Origin of the sequence: Zymomonas mobilis subsp. mobilis ATCC 10988 (genome assembly GCF_000175255.2) — a bacterium.
Lineage (GTDB): Bacteria > Pseudomonadota > Alphaproteobacteria > Sphingomonadales > Sphingomonadaceae > Zymomonas > Zymomonas mobilis.
Genome location: NC_017262.1, coordinates 1,148,897 through 1,167,038, shown reverse-complemented (window position 1 = coordinate 1,167,038; position 18,142 = coordinate 1,148,897). Strand labels below are relative to the sequence as shown.

Annotated in this window: 15 protein-coding genes; 8 read left to right on the top strand and 7 right to left on the bottom strand. The window is 46.5% G+C overall.

From position 1 onward, the window contains the following. Positions 1–21 precede the first annotated feature (21 nt). Positions 22–453 (top strand): hypothetical protein, encoded by a 432-nt coding sequence (locus tag ZMOB_RS05150; protein WP_014500824.1) that lies wholly within the window; start codon positions 22–24, stop codon positions 451–453. A 38-nt stretch (positions 454–491) separates the two neighbouring features. Here the strand turns inward: ZMOB_RS05150 and trpE are convergent, their stop codons facing one another. Continuing rightward, the gene (trpE, locus tag ZMOB_RS05145) at positions 492–2,042 is read right to left on the bottom strand and encodes an anthranilate synthase component I (protein ID WP_014500823.1); all 1,551 of its coding nucleotides are present in this window, start codon (positions 2,040–2,042) and stop codon (positions 492–494) included. Beyond that, positions 2,039–3,967 carry a peptidylprolyl isomerase gene (locus ZMOB_RS05140; protein ID WP_014500822.1) on the bottom strand — a complete coding sequence of 643 codons (1,929 nt, stop codon included), beginning with the start codon at positions 3,965–3,967 and terminating at the stop codon, positions 2,039–2,041. The genes trpE and ZMOB_RS05140 overlap by 4 nt, the downstream gene beginning before the upstream one ends. Positions 3,968–4,282: 315 nt before the next feature. Between ZMOB_RS05140 and tpiA the strand changes: the two genes are divergently transcribed. The 6 genes from tpiA (at position 4,283) to ZMOB_RS05110 (ending at position 11,171) form a co-directional block, all read left to right on the top strand. Continuing rightward, on the top strand, positions 4,283–5,032 hold the full coding sequence (gene tpiA / locus ZMOB_RS05135) for a triose-phosphate isomerase (protein WP_011240372.1): 750 nt from the start codon (positions 4,283–4,285) through the stop codon (positions 5,030–5,032). Positions 5,033–5,280: 248 nt separating this feature from the next. Beyond that, positions 5,281–5,640, top strand: a complete 360-nt coding sequence (secG, locus tag ZMOB_RS05130) for a preprotein translocase subunit SecG (protein WP_014500821.1) — start codon at positions 5,281–5,283, stop codon at positions 5,638–5,640. A gap of 138 nt (positions 5,641–5,778) precedes the next feature. Continuing rightward, on the top strand, positions 5,779–7,413 hold the full coding sequence (pyrG, locus tag ZMOB_RS05125) for a CTP synthase (protein ID WP_011240370.1): 1,635 nt from the start codon (positions 5,779–5,781) through the stop codon (positions 7,411–7,413). A 488-nt stretch (positions 7,414–7,901) separates the two neighbouring features. Next, positions 7,902–9,233, top strand: a complete 1,332-nt coding sequence (gene proS, locus ZMOB_RS05120; protein ID WP_012817305.1) for a proline--tRNA ligase — start codon at positions 7,902–7,904, stop codon at positions 9,231–9,233. Beyond that, entirely contained in the window at positions 9,230–10,480 is a 1,251-nt protein-coding gene (locus ZMOB_RS05115; RefSeq protein WP_014500820.1) for a lipoprotein-releasing ABC transporter permease subunit, read from the top strand. The genes proS and ZMOB_RS05115 overlap by 4 nt, the downstream gene beginning before the upstream one ends. Next, positions 10,473–11,171 (top strand): ABC transporter ATP-binding protein, encoded by a 699-nt coding sequence (locus ZMOB_RS05110; RefSeq protein WP_014500819.1) that lies wholly within the window; start codon positions 10,473–10,475, stop codon positions 11,169–11,171. Before ZMOB_RS05115 ends, ZMOB_RS05110 begins: the two co-directional genes overlap by 8 nt. Here ZMOB_RS05110 and ZMOB_RS05105 read toward each other — a convergent pair. Together ZMOB_RS05105 and ZMOB_RS05100 are read right to left on the bottom strand one after the other, a co-directional pair. Continuing rightward, the gene (locus ZMOB_RS05105; protein ID WP_014500818.1) at positions 11,168–11,662 is read right to left on the bottom strand and encodes an Lrp/AsnC family transcriptional regulator; all 495 of its coding nucleotides are present in this window, start codon (positions 11,660–11,662) and stop codon (positions 11,168–11,170) included. The genes ZMOB_RS05110 and ZMOB_RS05105 overlap by 4 nt on opposite strands. 125 nt (positions 11,663–11,787) lie before the next feature. Next, positions 11,788–12,105 carry a 2Fe-2S iron-sulfur cluster-binding protein gene (locus tag ZMOB_RS05100; protein WP_011240365.1) on the bottom strand — a complete coding sequence of 106 codons (318 nt, stop codon included), beginning with the start codon at positions 12,103–12,105 and terminating at the stop codon, positions 11,788–11,790. Positions 12,106–12,534: 429 nt separating this feature from the next. Between ZMOB_RS05100 and ZMOB_RS05095 the strand changes: the two genes are divergently transcribed. Beyond that, positions 12,535–14,208, top strand: coding sequence for a formate--tetrahydrofolate ligase (locus ZMOB_RS05095; RefSeq protein WP_014500817.1), 1,674 nt, complete (start codon positions 12,535–12,537; stop codon positions 14,206–14,208). A 63-nt stretch (positions 14,209–14,271) separates the two neighbouring features. Here ZMOB_RS05095 and der read toward each other — a convergent pair whose 3' ends face one another. From der to ZMOB_RS05080, 3 genes are all read right to left on the bottom strand, one after another. Beyond that, a complete protein-coding gene (der, locus tag ZMOB_RS05090; RefSeq protein ID WP_014500816.1) occupies positions 14,272–15,636 on the bottom strand; it encodes a ribosome biogenesis GTPase Der in 1,365 nt (454 codons plus the stop codon). A gap of 66 nt (positions 15,637–15,702) precedes the next feature. Then, positions 15,703–17,187, bottom strand: coding sequence for an outer membrane protein assembly factor BamB family protein (locus tag ZMOB_RS05085; RefSeq protein ID WP_014500815.1), 1,485 nt, complete (start codon positions 17,185–17,187; stop codon positions 15,703–15,705). Positions 17,188–17,209: 22 nt separating this feature from the next. After that, the gene (locus tag ZMOB_RS05080) at positions 17,210–17,974 is read right to left on the bottom strand and encodes a tetratricopeptide repeat protein (protein WP_014500814.1); all 765 of its coding nucleotides are present in this window, start codon (positions 17,972–17,974) and stop codon (positions 17,210–17,212) included. Between the last annotated feature and the right edge of the window lie 168 nt (positions 17,975–18,142).

Below are 18,142 nucleotides of genomic sequence, written 5' to 3'. Positions count from 1 at the left end.
TACTGATTGTAGAAGGGTGTTATGATAATCCAAGACGATAAAAAGAAGATATTCTCTGCTGTAAATACATCTGAAAAATGGCTAATCGACCATAATACAGATCAAAAAGCGCCCTTAGCTACGGGACATTTCAGTCAGCTCGAATGGGATGTTATCTATCTGGGGTTAAGAGAAGCCAAGTTAAAACACCGGAAAACGTATAAAAAAGCCACCAAAAAACCCAATGGTCTTCGGCGATTCTGGCATTGGATGACGGGTATCGAGCCGCCCAAAAATTTGGCAGATGAAAAACTTGAAGCGCTGCGCTCTTTTGCTTTCGCCCACGCCCGCAAAGAAGATCATCGCCATCTGGAAAGACAGCTGAACCATCACGGTTATAACGCCCAGCAAATAAAGACGATTGCTTCTCTGACAGCAGAGAAAAGACTGTCACGACATCACGGCTACAAATAAAAAACGGGAAATTTATTCCCGTTTTTTATCTTTAGTTTTTAGGCCTTAGCTGATTGTTTCAGCAGAATATCGTTTTGGGTAAAGGCATCTTGCGCCGCAGCGATTAAAGCGCCTGCTTTGGCTTCACATTCCCGTTGTTCCGAGGCAGGATCACTATCTGCAACAATACCTGCACCCGCTTTTATATGCAGAACACCGTCTTTCAAAATAGCCGTTCTTAGAACGATACAGCTATCCATATCACCATTAGGTGAGAAATAACCGACGCCACCAGAATAAGGTCCACGGGTCTCGGGTTCTAATTCCGCAATAATTTCACATGCCCGAACTTTCGGCGCGCCTGAAACGGTGCCAGCAGGGAAACCTGCAAAAAGCGCATCAAGCGCGTCTTTATCCGGCCTGATTTTACCGACCACATTTGAAACCACATGCATCACATGGCTGTAATATTCGATACTAAAGGAATCGGTAACCTTGACGCTGCCCGCTTGAGAAACCCGACCGACATCATTTCGACCAAGATCTAACAGCATTAAATGTTCAGCCCTTTCCTTGGGATCTTTTAACAAAGATTCGCGCAAGGTCTGATCTTCGAAACTGTTACGGCCTCTCGGTCTGGTGCCAGCCAATGGCCGGATTGTGACCTCTCCATCTTGTAGCTTGACCAAGATTTCAGGGCTGGAACCAACCAAAGAGAATCCCGGAAAATCAAGGAAATAGAGGAATGGAGACGGATTGATCCGACGCAAGGAGCGATAAAGCGCCATCGGTGGTAAAGGAAAATCTACCGTAAAACGCTGTGCCGGAACGATCTGGAAAATATCGCCCGCCTTAATATATTCCTTGGCCTGAACAACAATATCTTCATAGGCTTTGGGAGGCATTGCCCGCTTGATTTCAGGCAGCTGATCGACTTTGACAGCAGGCAAGGATGGAATCGGTTCCTTCAGAATATCCGTGATATTCTGGATAGCCTCCAAGGCCGTGGCCACTTTTTCTTCTGGGCTTCCTGCACCGTCTGGCCAGACAGGTGCGATCATATAAAGCGCATCAGTTACCTGATCGAAAACCAGAAATAGCGTTGGCCTGACAAAAAGCATATCAGGCACATTCAAAGGGTCAAATTTCGGCTTTGGAAGCTTCTCGACAAGGCCGACCGTCTCATAAGAGAAATAGCCGACCAAACTGCTAATAGAAGAAGGCAGCTCGGATGGAATATCCATCTGGCAAGAGGCAACCAGTTGGCGCATTGCCGATAAAGAATCGCCCTCAACCGGAGAAAAATCATCATGATTTTGTAACCAGTTGCGGTTGATTTCTGCCTTATCTCCAACAGCTTTAAAAACGAGATCAGGCGCAAGGCCGATAAAAGAATAGCGCCCCCGATTGCTTCCGCCCTCAACCGATTCTAGCAAGAAGTCGCCGCGCCCTGACTGATGCGCGCGCAGCATAACGCCAACAGGCGTATCAATATCCGTGATACGTTTCCGCCAAAGCAAGGCTGCTTTGCCTTGCTTTAGTTTTTCCAGCGCTTCTTTATCGCTGTCCTGTCCGTTATTTTCTTTCTCGATTGTTATTCTGGGTTTCACTGTGCTGCGCTCCCGCCGCTGCTAAGAAAGCGTTTTTCTAACTGAACAGCCGCTGCCTGATCAATTTCAGCAGGAGATTTCTGCATAACCGCATTCGAGAACTGCTCTGCAATGTCACCCGTCATCATATTTTGAAACTGGTTTTGAACAGCTGCCGTTAATCCGGCTTCCTTGGAAGGATCAGAGCTGACGAGACGTTCCATCTTCATCAGCATCCAACCGCTTTCATCGGGCGCAGGGATCAAAGCGACTTCACCCGGCTTCAGCTCAAAGAAACGGATAATTGCTGGCGGTAAAGATTGCTGGAAACGGCTTAAGTCAAGCTGACGGAAAGCCAGAGGCGTTACCGGAGGTAATTTAACACCGGCCTGCGCAGCTAACTGAGCAAAAGGCACGCCCGATTTGGCTTTTTTCAAAAGATCGTCAGCCAGCTTGCGAGATTTTTCGACCATTTCACTATGGCGAATATCCATTACCACCTGATTCTTAACTTTCTCAAGCGGTTGTGCGGCTGGTGCAATCACATGATCGACCATTGCAAGCGCATAGAGTTTGTCAGCCGTAATGGTTGCAACAAAAGGCTCGCTGTTTTTTCCGCTTTCAAAAGCAGGGGTAACCAGACTTTTAACGATTTGATCATCACTGGCATCACGGCGAAGCGGTGCCGTCTGAACAACCTCCAGCTTTTCTTTATGAGCAATGTCGGAAAAACCGTTTCCGTTAGAAATATTATCCTGAATCCGGTTAATCTTGGCTGTCATTGCCTTTGAAGTCAGACTTTCAGAAAGCTGGCGCGTGATTTCGCCCCGCATCTGATCCAAAGTGGCCGCCGGTTTGCGTTCAATTTTATCAACATGAACAATATGCCATCCCAAAGGCGAATGGAGGACATTACTGACGGCTCCATCCCCCAGAGAGAAAGCGGCATTGGCCGCTTCGGGAGAAGCTTTTTCTGAATATTGCTCTTTTGACAAAGCGCCAAGGCGAATATCTTCGCTGGAGAATCCGACCGTTTTGGCAGCAGCGACAAAATTCAAACCGCCATGAATTTTGGCCAATAAAGCTTCTGCCGCTGCTTTATCGGGCAGAATAATCTGGCTTAAATCACGCTTTTCAGTTGCCGCATATTCGCTTGCATGACTTTTAAAGTAATCAGCGATCTGGACTTCGGTCGGTTTAACCTCATCCGGTTTGACTAATGCGTAACGAATAACGCGCTGTTCCGGCAAGGTGTAGCGTTCGATATGGGATTTATAAAAATCGGCAATAGCCTTGTCATCCGGTGCTTTATCGGATGGCGGCATAACCGTTGTCGGGATAGCCAGAATCATGCCTTCATGGCGCTGTATCAGCATACGGGCAAAGGGTTCAGCCATTGCGTTAGGCGTTTTTAATCCCGCAACAATCGGGATTAAAATCTGCCGCCGCACCATATCTTCCGCAATATCGGAGCGAAGCTGATCAGCTGTCATATGCTGTTGAGCTAAGACAGCATCGAATAACTTCTGGTCAAATTTACCATTGGCACCGATAAAAACCGGAATACTGGCAATTTCACCATCAACCATTTTTTGGCTGACCCCGATACCATTATTTTTAGCCCATTCGCTCATGGATTTGGCAGCGATATATCCGCTGATGGCTTTACCAATGCCGCCACTGGCAACAAAGGTCATCGCATCAATAGAAGGATTTTGTTGGCGCACAGCCAAATAGTCACGACGGATATAATCATAGGCTTCGGAAGCGGAAAGTTTCCTCTTTCCAATCTTTGCTATGGTTCCTCCGTCTTTATCACTACTTCCACTTCCGCCAAAACGGCTAAAACCGCCTAACGCCCCCGTAAAAATAAAGGCGAGAATGACGATACCGAAAAGAAGCATAGCAAAGCCGTTTTTGGTCATACGGCGAAAAAAAGCAAACATCGGATATCCCGAAAAAATTATAATAAACACGATGCCATAATCTGACCTTGGCTTTGCATCAAGCCAACGATAAACAGACCGGCGTTAAAGAAGCTATCTCTATCGCATGAAATCCACTTTTTAGCAAAAATAGTTGTTGCTTCTGATAAAAAATATTCAAGGCATTACCTTTTTGCTAGAAAGGTTATTAACTGTGACGACAAAAATTGAAATTGTCAGCACGTTTTTTATTTACCTCATTTATTCCATCACGGCATAAGCCTGTTTTAAGAAGACAATGATTGTAGATATAAGGCGATATGAAGGAATAGGCTCATGACAATACGCAAGCTCATCGCCGGCAATTGGAAAATGAACGGTTCTTTAGGCATGTTGCACGAACTGGACGGGATCGCCAAGGCAACCTTTAACCATCCAGAACTTGATGTTGTGATTTGTCCATCCTTCACGCTGATAGCGCCCGCTATTGTGCGGCAACCCGATATGACCTTCGGGGCGCAAGATTGCCATTATGATGAAAGTGGTTCGCATACCGGCTGTGTTTCGGCACCGATGCTCCGTGAAGTCGGTGCAAGTTATGTCATCGTTGGCCATAGCGAAAGACGTATTGAACAGAATGAAACCAATGAAGAGATCCGGGCAAAAACGACAACGGCGATAGCCAATGGCCTTGTGACGATTGTCTGTATTGGCGAGTCCCGTGCTGCCCACGCATCGGGTCAGGCTTTGCCTATTATCGGGGCGCAGCTGGATGGCTGTATTCCGCCCGATGCCACCAGCGATAATCTAGTTGTTGCCTATGAACCCATCTGGGCTATCGGAACGGGTAATACCCCACCGCCTGAAAGCATTGCCGAAATGCATGCCTCGATTCGTGACCGCTTGTGCTTGTTATTGGGAAGCGAAGGGAAGAAGGTCCGCATCTTATATGGAGGCTCTGTTACCGGCAAAAATGCCGAAGAATTGATGGCCATTCCAGATGTCAATGGAACTCTTGTCGGTGGCGCCAGCCTTACCGCAGAACAATTTGTTCCTATCATTGAAGCTGGGGGACGTTTGGCCTAGCCGCAACCTGTTTACCTCGCCTCTCGAATTATCTGCGGCAGAAGGCTATGGATAGTTGAAGAAAACGCGCCCTTTCGCTAGAGCTTGTTTCAGTCTCTATATTGACAGTCTTGGATACTGAATCCCAGAAAGCCCGTTTTCAATAACCGGATAGCCTGACCTAACGTGTTGTCAGCTTATTGAAGATGGTTTTCGGCCATTCGGCACCATCACTGACAGCATTATTTTTGCCGGAGAATACTTTCCTGATGTTGTTTACTATTCTTATAGTCGTTCAGGCCTTGGTCGCAGCGGCGCTTGTCACTGTTATTCTGATGCAACAGTCAGAAGGCAGCGGAATAACCGGTGGCTCAAATCCGGGTGGATTGATGTCAGCCAGCGGGGCAGCCAATTTTTTGACCCGTGCGACGGGGGCTCTGGCCGTCTTGTTTGTTGTTTTGTCTATCGCACTTGCCGCCTTGGCTAGTGTTCAGAATACAGCGCCTCAGATTGATACTTCACTCGCGCATAAACCGGTAGCACAGCAAACAGCGCCCGCCCAACCAGCACAGCCGAAGCCTTCTTCGGTGCCTTTGGCAGATCAACCGGCGACTACTCCGCATCAATAATATTGAACTGGTAGAAAGTTAAAAGGCTGCAACAGCGGTTATTTAACGCTTCTGCCAGTGATGAATTTTTCGTTATCGATAAATTTTTATATTCTTCGCTTGCTTTTTTATCCCTCTCAGTTTTAGGCATTTACTCCCATGGCGCGGTTTATATTTATCACCGGCGGTGTGGTGTCATCCCTTGGCAAAGGTCTGATGGCGGCCAGTTTAGCTGCTTTGTTACAGGAACGAGGCTTTAGAGTCCGTATCCGTAAATTCGATCCTTATCTTAATGTCGATCCGGGCACGATGAGCCCCTATCAGCATGGTGAAGTTTATGTCACCGATGATGGTGCTGAAACGGATCTTGATCTTGGACATTACGAAAGATTTTCCGGCGTACCTTCTCGTCGTTCTGATAATATCACCTCTGGACGTATTTATCAGAATATCATCGCCAAAGAACGGCGCGGCGACTATTTAGGGGCAACGGTTCAGGTCATCCCACATGTCACCGATGCGATCAAAGATTTCGCACGTGACGATACAGATGATCTTGATTTTGTCTTATGTGAAATCGGTGGCACGGTCGGGGATATTGAATCCTTGCCTTTCATCGAAGCCATCCGGCAATTAAAAAATGACCTCGGTCGGGGTAATGTGGTTTTTGTGCATCTTACCTTGGTGCCTTACATCGCAGCGGCTGGAGAGTTAAAAACCAAACCGACACAGCATAGTGTCCGTGATCTGACCAGCTTTGGTATCCAACCCGATGTTTTGGTTTGTCGCACCGAACATCCTTTGCCGGATAGCGAAAGATCAAAAATCGCTCTTTTCTGTAATGTCCCGAAAGAAGCGGTTATTCCGGCTTTGGATGCTAAAAGCATTTATGATGTGCCGCTGCATTATCATGCAGAAGGTCTGGATAAAGCTGTTTTGTCAGCTTTTGGCCTCAATATTGAGACGCCCCTTGATCTGCATCGCTGGAAAGAAATTTCCGATCGTCTGGCGAACCCAGAAGGCGAAGTGACCATTGGTGTTGTCGGGAAATATGTCGGCTTACAGGATGCCTATAAATCTTTGCATGAAGCCTTGGTTCATGGTGGCATTGCCAATCGGGTAAAGGTCAATATTGTTTGGCTTGATGCTGAAATGTTTGAAGGCAATAATCCCGAAGCCGCAGAAGCCCTTTCCTCCCTCCATGCTATTTTGGTTCCGGGCGGATTCGGAGAACGCGGATCAGAAGGTAAAATTGCGGCTGTCAAATTTGCTCGCGAACACAAAGTGCCTTTCTTTGGTATTTGCCTCGGTATGCAGATGGCTTGCATCGAAGGCGCGCGGAATACCGCTGGCCTTAAAAAGGCCTCCAGTAGTGAATTTGGTCCGTCAGAAGAACCGGTTATCGGCCTGATTACCGAATGGGAACGCGATGGCGAACGCGAAGAGCGTGCGGCGGATGGTGACCTTGGTGGAACGATGCGTTTGGGTGCCTATCCGGCCGTTTTAAAAGCAGGCAGTCAGGTTGCCGAAATTTATAATAGTCGGGAAATTACTGAACGGCATCGTCATCGTTACGAAGTCAATATTCATTATAAAGAGCCTTTGGAAAAAGGCGGTCTGGTCTTTTCAGGTATGTCGCCTGATGGATTGCTTCCTGAAATTGTGGAGCGGCCAGATCATCCATGGTTTATTGGTGTTCAATTCCATCCGGAATTAAAATCCAAACCTTTTGATCCGCATCCTCTCTTTTCTGATTTTGTTGCAGCGGCCTTGAAACAAAGCCGCCTGGTTTAAGAAAAGCAAAAGGCCATCAAAAAATTGATGGCCTTTTTTGCATAAAAAAACGCCCGGGTAAAAACCCGGGCGTCTCGCGTGACGGTAAGCGTCAACCCCCTTGCTCGACATATAGTCTTTTGATTACTTCCCCCCGAAAGAATCATAAAAAGACTTTAGTCTTTTAGACCAATCCCCCTTGAATTAAGGCCTGTATTGAAGGCTATGCGACTTCTGCGATCTTGTCATCGTGCTTTTCATGTCTGTGCTAAAATGGGCGAGAAATGTGTTATAGATGCAACATTAGTTGCGAACCACTCTCTCATTTTTGTCTTGTAAGAAAAACGGCTACCAAAATCCCCCTATCCCGTTCTTTTGATAAAAACTTCTTTTGTATTTTTTTCATCATTAAAGTTGATTGAAAAAGAAAAAGTTCAGTTGCAGCAACGGGTTCTGACATTTACAAGCATTAAAAATAACCTTTTTATGACAGATGAAGTTTTTATCCTATGCGCTTATCCCGTTATTTTCTTCCTGTGATGAAAGAAACGCCGGCTGATGCCCAGATTATCAGCCACAAACTCATGCTAAGAGCTGGTATGATTCGCCAGACGGCTGCCGGTATTTATGCATGGCTTCCCTTGGGACTGCGGGTTTTGCGCCGGATTGAAAAAATTATCCGCGAAGAACAAGCTCGGGCTGGGGCGCTTGAATTATTGATGCCGACGCTTCAAACGGCTGATCTGTGGCGTGAATCTGGCCGGTATGATGCTTATGGCCCTGAAATGCTGCGTATCAAGGACAGACATAATCGCGAATTACTGTATGGTCCGACCAACGAAGAAATGATTACTGCACTTATTCGCGATAATCTGCAAAGCTATCGCGATCTGCCGCGCATTTTCTATCATATTCAATGGAAATTCCGCGATGAAGTCCGCCCACGTTTCGGTGTGATGCGTGGCCGCGAATTCCTGATGAAAGATGCTTACAGCTTCGATATCGATGAAACGGCTGGTCGTCACAATTATAACCGGATGTTCGTCGCTTATTTGAACAGCTTTTCACGCCTTGGGTTAAGAGCTATCCCGATGCAGGCTGATACTGGGCCTATCGGTGGTGATTTATCGCACGAATTTATCGTTCTTGCTCCAAATGGCGAAAGCGATGTTTTCTATCATAGCAATTGGGAACAGCCGACCCGCCATATCGAAGCTGATTTCGATGATCCCAAAGCCCTTCAAAGTATCGTTAACGATCATATCTCTGATTATGCCGCTACAGATGAAAAGCGTGATCCTTTAAGAGAAGCACAAGCAGGCGACAAATTGCGCCAGTCGCGCGGTATCGAAGTCGGCCATATTTTCTTCTTTGGCACAAAATATTCAAAACCGATGGGATTCACCCTCCCCGGCCCCGATGGAAAACCAATTCCGATCCAGATGGGCAGCTATGGCATTGGTATTTCCCGCCTTTTGGGTGCCATTATCGAAGCCAGCCATGACGATAACGGCATTATCTGGCCAGAGGCCGTCGCCCCTTATCATGTCGGTCTTATCAATCTTAGAATTGATGACGAAAATTGTCGGGCGATTGCGGATTCTCTCTATCAACGTTTGGAAGCCGCAGGCATTGATACCCTTTACGATGACCGTAACGAAAGAGGCGGTGCCAAATTTGCTACCATGGATCTGATCGGTCTGCCTTGGCAGGTTGTTATTGGCCCCAAAGGTGCTGAAAAAGGCGTTGTCGAGTTGAAAAACCGCGCAAGTGGTGAAAAGCAGACTATTTCTGTTGAAGATGCCTTCAATCTTCTTACGGCAGGTCATCAGCAACGATGATTCTTTCCGCCTATGAACGAATAATAGCCAGAAGATACCTTTTACCGGGCAAGGGCGAAGCGTTCATATTTTTGGTGGCCTCTATTAGCCTTTTGGCTGTTACTTTAGGGGTCGCCGCTCTCATCATTGTGATGAGCGTCATGAACGGGTTCAGGGCGGAATTATTTGATAAAATCGTAGGCATTAACGGCCATGCCGTGATTCAAGGCTATAATGGCGAGCTTGCGAATTGGCGACCTATCCTTGAAGCCACAAGAAAGACGCCGGGTGTAACCAGTGCCATTCCTCTTATTGAACAACCTCTGATGGCGACCCATGCGGGTCGTGTTGAAGGCGTTTTATTAAGGGGGATGGCTTTAAACGACGTTAATAATAACAATCTCATCCGTTCAAATATTCGAGAAGGTCATCTCAACGAATTAAAAGCGGGTTCAAACAATGTTATTATAGGTATTCGGTTAGCTGAACAGCTTGGTATCCATGCGGGCGATGATATCAGTCTTATATCCCCCGCAGGACAAACAACACCCTTTGGGACAGTGCCAAGGATTGTGTCTTACAGGGTCGCTGCGATATTTGAAGTCGGTGTGTATGATTACGATAAAGCCTTCGTGATTATGCCGCTTTCTGATGCACAGACCCTGCTGATGATGAATGATACGGTTGGTATTATCGAGATTAAAACCAATAACGCCGATCGTGTAGGACAAATACTCGATCCGTTAAAAGACAGAGTCGCCAATGTCGGGGTCTTACAGGATTGGCGCAATATGAATGCCAGCCTGTTTCAGGCGTTATCCGTTGAACGCGTCGTGATGTTCTGGATTTTGGCTCTGATTATTCTCGTGGCCGCATTCAATATCTTGTCTTCTCTGATTATGCTGGTTCGCGCCAAAAACAGAGATATCGCTATTCTAAGGACAATGGGTGCCTCCCGCATCGCCATGCTGAAAATCTTTATGGCGGTGGGATTAGCCATCGGCAGCTTGGGAACCTTGGCAGGTGTTATCCTAGCCTTTGTGATCCTTTATTTCCGTCAGCCCTTGGTCAATGCCATTCAATATTTCAGCGGCCAGAATTTATGGGACCCTTCGATCCGCATTATTACCGAACTTCCGGCGCGGGTCGATCTGATTGAGGTCATTGGCATCATTGCCTTGTCTATTGGTTCCAGCTTCCTCTTTACGCTTTATCCTGCATGGAAGGCCGCCAGCACTGATCCGGTTGAGGTCTTGCGCTATGAATAGCCCGCTATCCTATAATAATGTTATTGAAGTAACCGATCTTCAAAGAGCATTCAAACAGGGCGAACATGAAATCCAGATTTTGCGCGGGATTGATCTGATCGTCAGGCGAGGTGAAATTTTAGCGCTTTTGGGACCTTCTGGGGCAGGGAAATCGACTTTTCTGCAAGCGATTGGTCTTCTGGAAAATGGATTTACAGGCTCCATCAATATTCTGGGGCAGGAAATCGGCTCTTTGAATGATAAAGAGCGCACTGCTATTCGGCGCGATCATCTTGGTTTTGTGTACCAATTTCATCACTTGCTGCCTGATTTTTCAGCTTTAGAAAATGTGATGCTTCCCCAACTCATTCAGGGAAAATCTTCGCATCAGGCTAAAGAGCACGCCCATTTTTTGCTCAACTCTTTAAAACTGGAAGAACGTCTAAAACATTACCCTTCCCAACTATCAGGGGGTGAGCAACAACGGGTAGCCGTGGCACGCGCTTTAGCCAATCGTCCAGCCTTGGTTCTAGCCGATGAACCTACAGGCAATCTCGATGAAGCTACCGGTGATATTGTGCTGCATGAATTTTTAAGACTAGTGCGCCGCCAAGGTTCTGCCGCTATCATAGCGACCCATAATATGGCTATGGCTCGCAAGATGGATAGGATCGTTACCTTACATGACGGCCGTCTAATCGAAGAATATTAGACTTTGCGCTCTGCCTTATCTGAAGTTTCTGGCAAAGGCAGAATTGTGCTATGTTTTAGTTCTTCCATGGAAAAAATAGCACTTACATCCGTCAGCTTCACACGGCTGACCAGCTTTTTATAAAGACGATCATATTCACTAATGCTCGCGACCTGTAACTTCAAAAGATAGTCAATGTCCCCTGCCAAACGATAAAACTCTATCACTTCCGGCGATTCATTGACGATTTGCAGAAAGTTATCCAACCAATCTTGGGAATGTTCCGCACAGCGGATACAGACGAACACTGTAATACCAAGCCCGATTTTCTGGGGATCAAGCAAAGTGACGCGATTTTTGATAACACCATCCGCTTCTAAAAGCCGGATACGACGCCAACATGCATTCGCTGACAGACCTGTTTTCTCTGATAATTCAGCCATAGTCGCAGTGGCATCATGCTGAAGCAGGTCTAAAATTTTGATATCAAAATCATCCAGCTTTCTGATCATAATTAGGTATTTTTCCCAGAAAATTTCATTTTTTGTTTAAAAATTTATAATATCAAGCATCTGAATCTGCAATTTTTTTAAAATTCTGCCCTTCACAAAAAACTGATCACTGTCGAATGAAATTACTAGAGATCCAGAACTAAACGGGCAGAACGGGCGCGCGAACAACAAATAGCGATTTCTTTATTCTGGGCTTTTTCTTCTTCTGACTGGATATGGTCACGATGATCAGCTTCCCCCGAGACCAATCCGACCATGCAAGCCCCGCAAACGCCCTCTTCACAGGCGATGACCGTTTCGATACCTGCTTTTTCCAAGGCATCTGCAATTGTTTGGTCAGATGTAACCGGAATAACTTCACCGCTAGATGCTATCTCAATTTCGAAAGCCTCTTTTCCTTCACCAACAAAAGAGCCGGAATCCGGCAGTTTTTTGCTATCCATATTCCTTGATTTCCAACTGTAGAATTTAACTTAAGACTTCATGTATCGGTTAAAATCAGAACAACCTTACCCGACCTCAGAATAGAAAAGATCAGGCCTCATTCCTTTAAGGCTGTTACCGACATAGCGTATAATGAAGGATAATTTTCCGGCAACAGAGTTGATAAACCCAGCAGGTTCCAACCCTGTTTTATACAACTATGGCGGCTCTTATATTGGAGAAAAGGCGCTTATCCTATCTTAAAAAGATCAGCATAATATTTTTTCACCTTGTAATATAATTGTTTAATATTTTTGAAAAAAATATATCTAAAAAACCTTATTTCGTTATATATTTTATTGCCTTAAATAGCGGCTAAGAACAGATAGCTGTTATCTATCTTTTTACACTTCTCGCTAAATTTACTTTTGCTTTTGGAGAGAATTCATATGCTGAGCGATATCGAAATCGCTAGAGCCGCAACCTTAAAACCGATTACCGAGATTGCTGGCCGCCTGAATATTCCTGATGAATCTGTTTTGTCTTATGGGCATACCATCGCCAAGCTTGATGGGGAATATCTGAACAGCCTATCATCCAAACCTCGCGGTAAACTGGTTCTGGTAAGCGCCATTACCCCGACCCCTGCCGGTGAAGGTAAAACCACAACAACGGTTGGCCTTGGTGATGCTTTTAACCGGATCGGGAAAAAAGCTGTTATCTGTCTGCGTGAACCGTCTTTAGGTCCTTGCTTTGGCGTTAAAGGTGGGGCTGCCGGTGGTGGTTATGCACAGGTCGTTCCGATGGAACGCATCAATTTGCATTTCACGGGTGATTTTCATGCCATCACTTCCGCGCATGACCTTCTGGCCGCAATGATTGATAATCACGTCCATTGGGGCAATGAGCCTGTTATGGATCGTAACAGCATTACCTTCCGTCGGGTCATTGATATGAATGACCGGATGCTTCGGAATATGGTTATCGGTCTTGGTGGGAAGGCTAATGGCTATCCGCGCGAAGGTGGTTTCGATATCAGCGTTGCTTCGGAAGTTATGGCCATTCTTTGCCTTGCTTCAGATCTGAAAGATCTTCGTAGCCGTCTGGAAAGAATCATTATCGGTGAAGATAACGATCATAATCCAGTCGCAGCCGCCAAGATTAAAGCCGCTGGCGCAATGACAGCCCTTTTGAAAGATGCTTTACAGCCGAATCTTGTGCAGACCTTGGAAGGTAATCCTGCGCTTATTCATGGCGGGCCTTTCGCGAATATTGCTCATGGTTGTAACTCCCTGATTGCAACGAAAGCCGCGTTGTATCTTGGTGATATTGCGATTACCGAAGCTGGCTTTGGTGCTGACCTTGGTGCCGAAAAATTCTTCGACATCAAATGCCGTCAGGCCAATCTTGAACCGGATGCAGTCGTTCTGGTTGCCACAATCCGTGCATTGAAGATGCATGGTGGGGTTGCCTTGGCTGATTTGAAAAACGAGAATATTGCAGCGCTTGAAACCGGCTTTGCCAATCTCGCCCGTCATGCTGAAAATCTTGCCAAATTCGGTGTTAAAACGGTAGTCGCTATCAACCGCTTCCATAGCGATACTGAAGCTGAATTAGACAAACTTCAGGATCTTTGCGCCTCAATCGGTCTTGATTCTGCTGTCTGCACCCATTTCACTGATGGTGGTGCGGGTGCCGAAGATTTGGCTCGTAAATTGTCGGCTATCTTGGATGCACCGAAGGAAGATTCTTTCCGCCTTCTCTATCCTGACGAAATGCCGCTTTGGAAGAAGATCGAAACGATCGCCAAAGAAATCTATCGCGCAGGTGAAGTTGTGCCGCAGGGTGCCGTTCTCAAGAAACTGAAAAGTTTTGAAGAACAGGGCTTTGGTGATTTGCCCGTTTGTATTGCAAAAACGCAATCTTCCTTCTCGGCAGATCCGAAAGCCAAGAATGCGCCGACTGGCCATATCTTCCCGATTAGAGAAGTGCGCCTGAATGCCGGTGCTGGCTTCATTGTCGCTATTTCCGGTAATATCATGACGATGCCGGGCTTACCGCGTCATCCCGCCGCCGAAAATATCGATATCAATGAAGATAACGAAATTATCGGCCTCGCTTAATTTCGTTTCAAAACCAAGCTAGAAAAAAAGCTTCCTGATTTCTCAGGAAGCTTTTTTTTGATATTAATCGAATGGATTTTCGGGTGATCGGAAATGTAACCGAATAGGCACTGAACCAAAATCAAGATCAGACCGAAGGCTATTGATTAAATAGCGTTCATAACTGGTCGGTAATTGATCCACACGGGTTCCGAATAAAACAAACGTCGGAGGCCGTGTCTTGATCTGGGTTAAATAGCGTAATTTGATACGTTTACCGCCCGGTGCTGGGGGCGCATGATGCGCAATTGCACGGGTTAGCCAACGATTAAGTTGACCGGTCGAAACACGATGGCTCCATGCTTTTCTAGTCTCAAAAGCAGCTTTTAATAAAGGATCAACACCCCGTCCGGTCAATGCCGAAATCGTAATAAGTGGGACACCCTTGACCTGTGCCAGACCATCATTCAGCCCTTCCCTGATAGCCTGCAAAAAGGCTGACGGGTTTTCGACCATATCCCATTTATTGATAGCAATAATCAGACTGCGCCCTTCTTCAAGAACACGATCTGCAATACGCAAATCTTGCCCTTCAAGACCTTGGGTGCCATCCAGCAACAAGACGACAACTTCCGCATAGTCAATCGTACGGAAAGTATCCATCACAGACAGACGTTCCATCTTATCAACAACACGAGCTTTCTTACGAAGTCCTGCTGTGTCAATTAAACGGACAGGCCGTCCTTGCCATGACCAGTCAATTGCAATTGAATCGCGAGTAATACCGGCTTCCGGCCCCGTAATCATACGGTCAACGCCAATCAAGCGATTGATAAGCGTTGATTTACCGGCATTAGGACGACCGACAATCGCCAACTGCAAAGGCGACAGGTCAATTTCTTCTTCGCTTTTCTCTTCGTCTTCATCTTCCGAAGAGGTGTCCTCTTCAAGCGAATAGCCTTCGACAAAGGGCCTTAATGCTTGAAATAGGCCTACCAGCCCTTCACCATGCTCGGCAGAGAAAGGCAGAGGTTCACCGAACCCCAAAGAATAGGCTTCCAATAGCCCGGATTCACCGCCCTTGCCTTCGCATTTATTGGCAAGAACAATAATTGGTTTTCCTAAAGCTCTTAACCAGCGGGCAATTTCCTCATCAAGAGGGGTTATGCCCTGTCGCGCATCAATGACGAATAAGGCGACATCGCATTCTTTAACGGCAGCTTCAGTCTGAACGCGCATTCTGCCGGGTAAGCTGGCTGGGTCTTCATCTTCAAAACCAGCCGTATCAATAACCCGAAAAGGCATTCCGATAAGTTCGGCATCGCCCTCACGACGATCGCGGGTAACGCCCGGACGATCATCCACCAGAGCGAGCCTTTTCCCAACCAATCTATTGAATAAAGTGGATTTTCCGACATTCGGGCGGCCAATAATGGCAACGCTTGGCATATTATTTTCCTATTGAGAGCAAAGGCTCACTAAAATAACGGGGAAGTAATGTAATTTTACTATGCATTAGTGCCATGCCTGTAACTGACCATTTTCTCCCAATAAATATAAATTATTGCGAGCGACAACAGGGGTTACAACCATAGGCAGACCAAGGCGACGTCTGGAAATCATTTGACCATCGGCTGGATCAACTTCGATCAATTCTCCACGGTTATTGGTCAGAATCAGCCGTCCTCCGGCAAGAACAGGACCATTCCAGTTAATGGGGCCTGTTTTCTTGGATGGATTAGCCCAAGCCTTTAATTCACTCATCCAGCGGATATGACCATTTGAGCGTTGAATGGCGAGTAATTTCGCATCCATCGTTACAACAAATATCCATTGCCCAACGACCCAAGGCGTTGAAAATCCGGATATATTGAGTTCCCATAAACGCTGCCCCATGAACAAATCGACAGCGACCATTCGGCCACCTTGTCCGACGGCATAAACATGGCCGGAATCAATAACAGGGAAAGCGTTGATATCGGATAAACTACCAACCGTGGTAGAAATACTGGTGCGAGATAAAGCATCCTGCCAAACCTCGTAACCATTTTCGTAACGATAAGCGCTTAATTCGCCGGAAGAGAATCCGGCAATAACCGTACCATGGGCAATAGAGGGCGCAGCCGCCCCAAAAATGGCGGTTGTTTCTAAAGTCGCCGCATCAGACCATTTCAGCTCTCCGGTATCTTCGGAAAGAGCGAATATCTGGTTATCGCGAGAAATCACATAGACATTGCCAAGACCAACACCGGGAGCGCCCCTCACAGGACCGCCGGGACGTTTAACCCAAAGTTGTTTACCCGTTTTGGCATCGAAGGCCGCCACATCACCAATACCGGAAGTCGCAAACAAACGATCACCATCAACACTAACACCGCCACCAAATAAAGCGGCACTATTCGAGCTTCCTCGGCGAGGCTTCTTGTTTTTTATTCTGATCTTTTCGGCTCTTTCCCAGAGAGCATAAGCCTGCTTATCTGAACGATTGGGAGCGGGTAACGGCTCTTCATCTTCATCGCCAGTCGGAATATTTTTGATAATATCATGGCCGTCACCGACCATTTTTTTCCAAAGTAGCTTTCCGCTATCAGCATCAAAGGCATAAAGATGGGCGTGCGTATCAACAACATATAAGCGACCATCCGAGATCACAGGCCCCGAGGCCATACGGGCGCGGGTGCTTCCTCCGCCGATATGCGCCTGCCAAAGCCGTTTCGTCGCTTTACCAAGTTCCAAATGCCCCATGGATTTTTCAGCATTACCGCCCGGCTGTTCCCATGTGTCATTCAAAAAGGCATCGGGAACGGTTACCGGAACAGATGCCAAGCCGGAATCAATCTCAACCCCATTCTCGGTCATAAGAATAGGAGTGCGTTCTCCGATAAGCGGGGTTTTCGGCTTATTTTCTTTTGCCATATTGCATGATGCGACTGAAAAAGCACAAAGACAGCTGACTGCAACATGCCGCAAAAGACGCGTTTTGCTTAACCTATTTGCCATTAACGTTTATCCCCAGCTACTCTTATTTTTTATCCGACGCTGGTGTCGCCGCCGCGGCCTGTTGCGGCTTTTCTTTATTGTTACCTACGATATCAGCATAAGAATTAGCCAGTGATTTGGCACGTTCACGGATATCTTCAGGAACAGACGTATCAGAATAAATTCTTTGATAAATTTTGACGGCTTGTTCCGGTTTATTTTCTTTTAAATAAGCCGCCGCTTGCATTTCTCCGGCACTTCCTAACCAACGACTACCAGGGGCAACCAAAGGTTGAAGTCGTTTAATCACATTTTCAGGAGGCACCGTATCCAGTTCAATGGCACTTAAATGCAAAGTCGCCACAGCGTGCAAAATATCACCGGCAGCCGGATCATTAAGAACCGTTTGATATAAAGCGGTCGCGCTTTTAACGTCACCCTTATCAGACAGGACACCGGCTTTTAAAAAACGGCCAAGATTGGCATAAACCGGATCATTGGAAGCGATCAGCTTATCCAATGTTGCGACATCCTTGACCTGTCCTCCTTGGATTACCGGCGCAATAGCGGCTGCCAAAGCATCTCCGCGGCTATTGATAGCCTCCTGTTTATGACGATGATATGACCAACAGCCGATACCACCCACACCGACTACAAGAAGGATGACGGCAATCGCAGCTGTGATGCACCGGCGATGGGCAACACAAAACGGCGTTTTTATTTCATCAGTCGTTTCGGAAGCCGTCTGTAACGTATTTTGGTTATCATTGCTGTTATGTGGCAGGTCAGCCAAGGTCGTCTCCAACATCAATCAACAGTCACACCTTAAAAGCTCAAGGCGAATCAGTTATTTCAAGCCGTTAAGTTTATAGGGTGCCTTTTTATCTTCACAAAGATTTAAGCAGATAACGTCTCGGATAAAGAGAAGAATCCGTCAATGGCTGATATTAGAAATTATCACTTAAATACTCAAAAG

Excerpts from the sequence above, each read along its gene's own strand:
- ZMOB_RS05080 (WP_014500814.1), bottom strand. The coding sequence starts at position 17,974 with ATGTTGGAGACGACCTTGGCTGACCTGCCACATAACAGCAATGATAAC.
- ZMOB_RS05140 (WP_014500822.1), bottom strand. The coding sequence starts at position 3,967 with ATGTTTGCTTTTTTTCGCCGTATGACCAAAAACGGCTTTGCTATGCTT.
- ZMOB_RS05110 (WP_014500819.1), top strand. The coding sequence starts at position 10,473 with ATGAATAGCCCGCTATCCTATAATAATGTTATTGAAGTAACCGATCTT.
- secG (WP_014500821.1), top strand. The coding sequence starts at position 5,281 with ATGTTGTTTACTATTCTTATAGTCGTTCAGGCCTTGGTCGCAGCGGCG.
- proS (WP_012817305.1), top strand. The coding sequence starts at position 7,902 with ATGCGCTTATCCCGTTATTTTCTTCCTGTGATGAAAGAAACGCCGGCT.
- der (WP_014500816.1), bottom strand. The coding sequence starts at position 15,636 with ATGCCAAGCGTTGCCATTATTGGCCGCCCGAATGTCGGAAAATCCACT.
- ZMOB_RS05115 (WP_014500820.1), top strand. The coding sequence starts at position 9,230 with ATGATTCTTTCCGCCTATGAACGAATAATAGCCAGAAGATACCTTTTA.
- pyrG (WP_011240370.1), top strand. The coding sequence starts at position 5,779 with ATGGCGCGGTTTATATTTATCACCGGCGGTGTGGTGTCATCCCTTGGC.
- tpiA (WP_011240372.1), top strand. The coding sequence starts at position 4,283 with ATGACAATACGCAAGCTCATCGCCGGCAATTGGAAAATGAACGGTTCT.
- ZMOB_RS05100 (WP_011240365.1), bottom strand. The coding sequence starts at position 12,105 with ATGGATAGCAAAAAACTGCCGGATTCCGGCTCTTTTGTTGGTGAAGGA.
- ZMOB_RS05085 (WP_014500815.1), bottom strand. The coding sequence starts at position 17,187 with ATGGCAAATAGGTTAAGCAAAACGCGTCTTTTGCGGCATGTTGCAGTC.
- ZMOB_RS05150 (WP_014500824.1), top strand. The coding sequence starts at position 22 with ATGATAATCCAAGACGATAAAAAGAAGATATTCTCTGCTGTAAATACA.
- ZMOB_RS05095 (WP_014500817.1), top strand. The coding sequence starts at position 12,535 with ATGCTGAGCGATATCGAAATCGCTAGAGCCGCAACCTTAAAACCGATT.
- ZMOB_RS05105 (WP_014500818.1), bottom strand. The coding sequence starts at position 11,662 with ATGATCAGAAAGCTGGATGATTTTGATATCAAAATTTTAGACCTGCTT.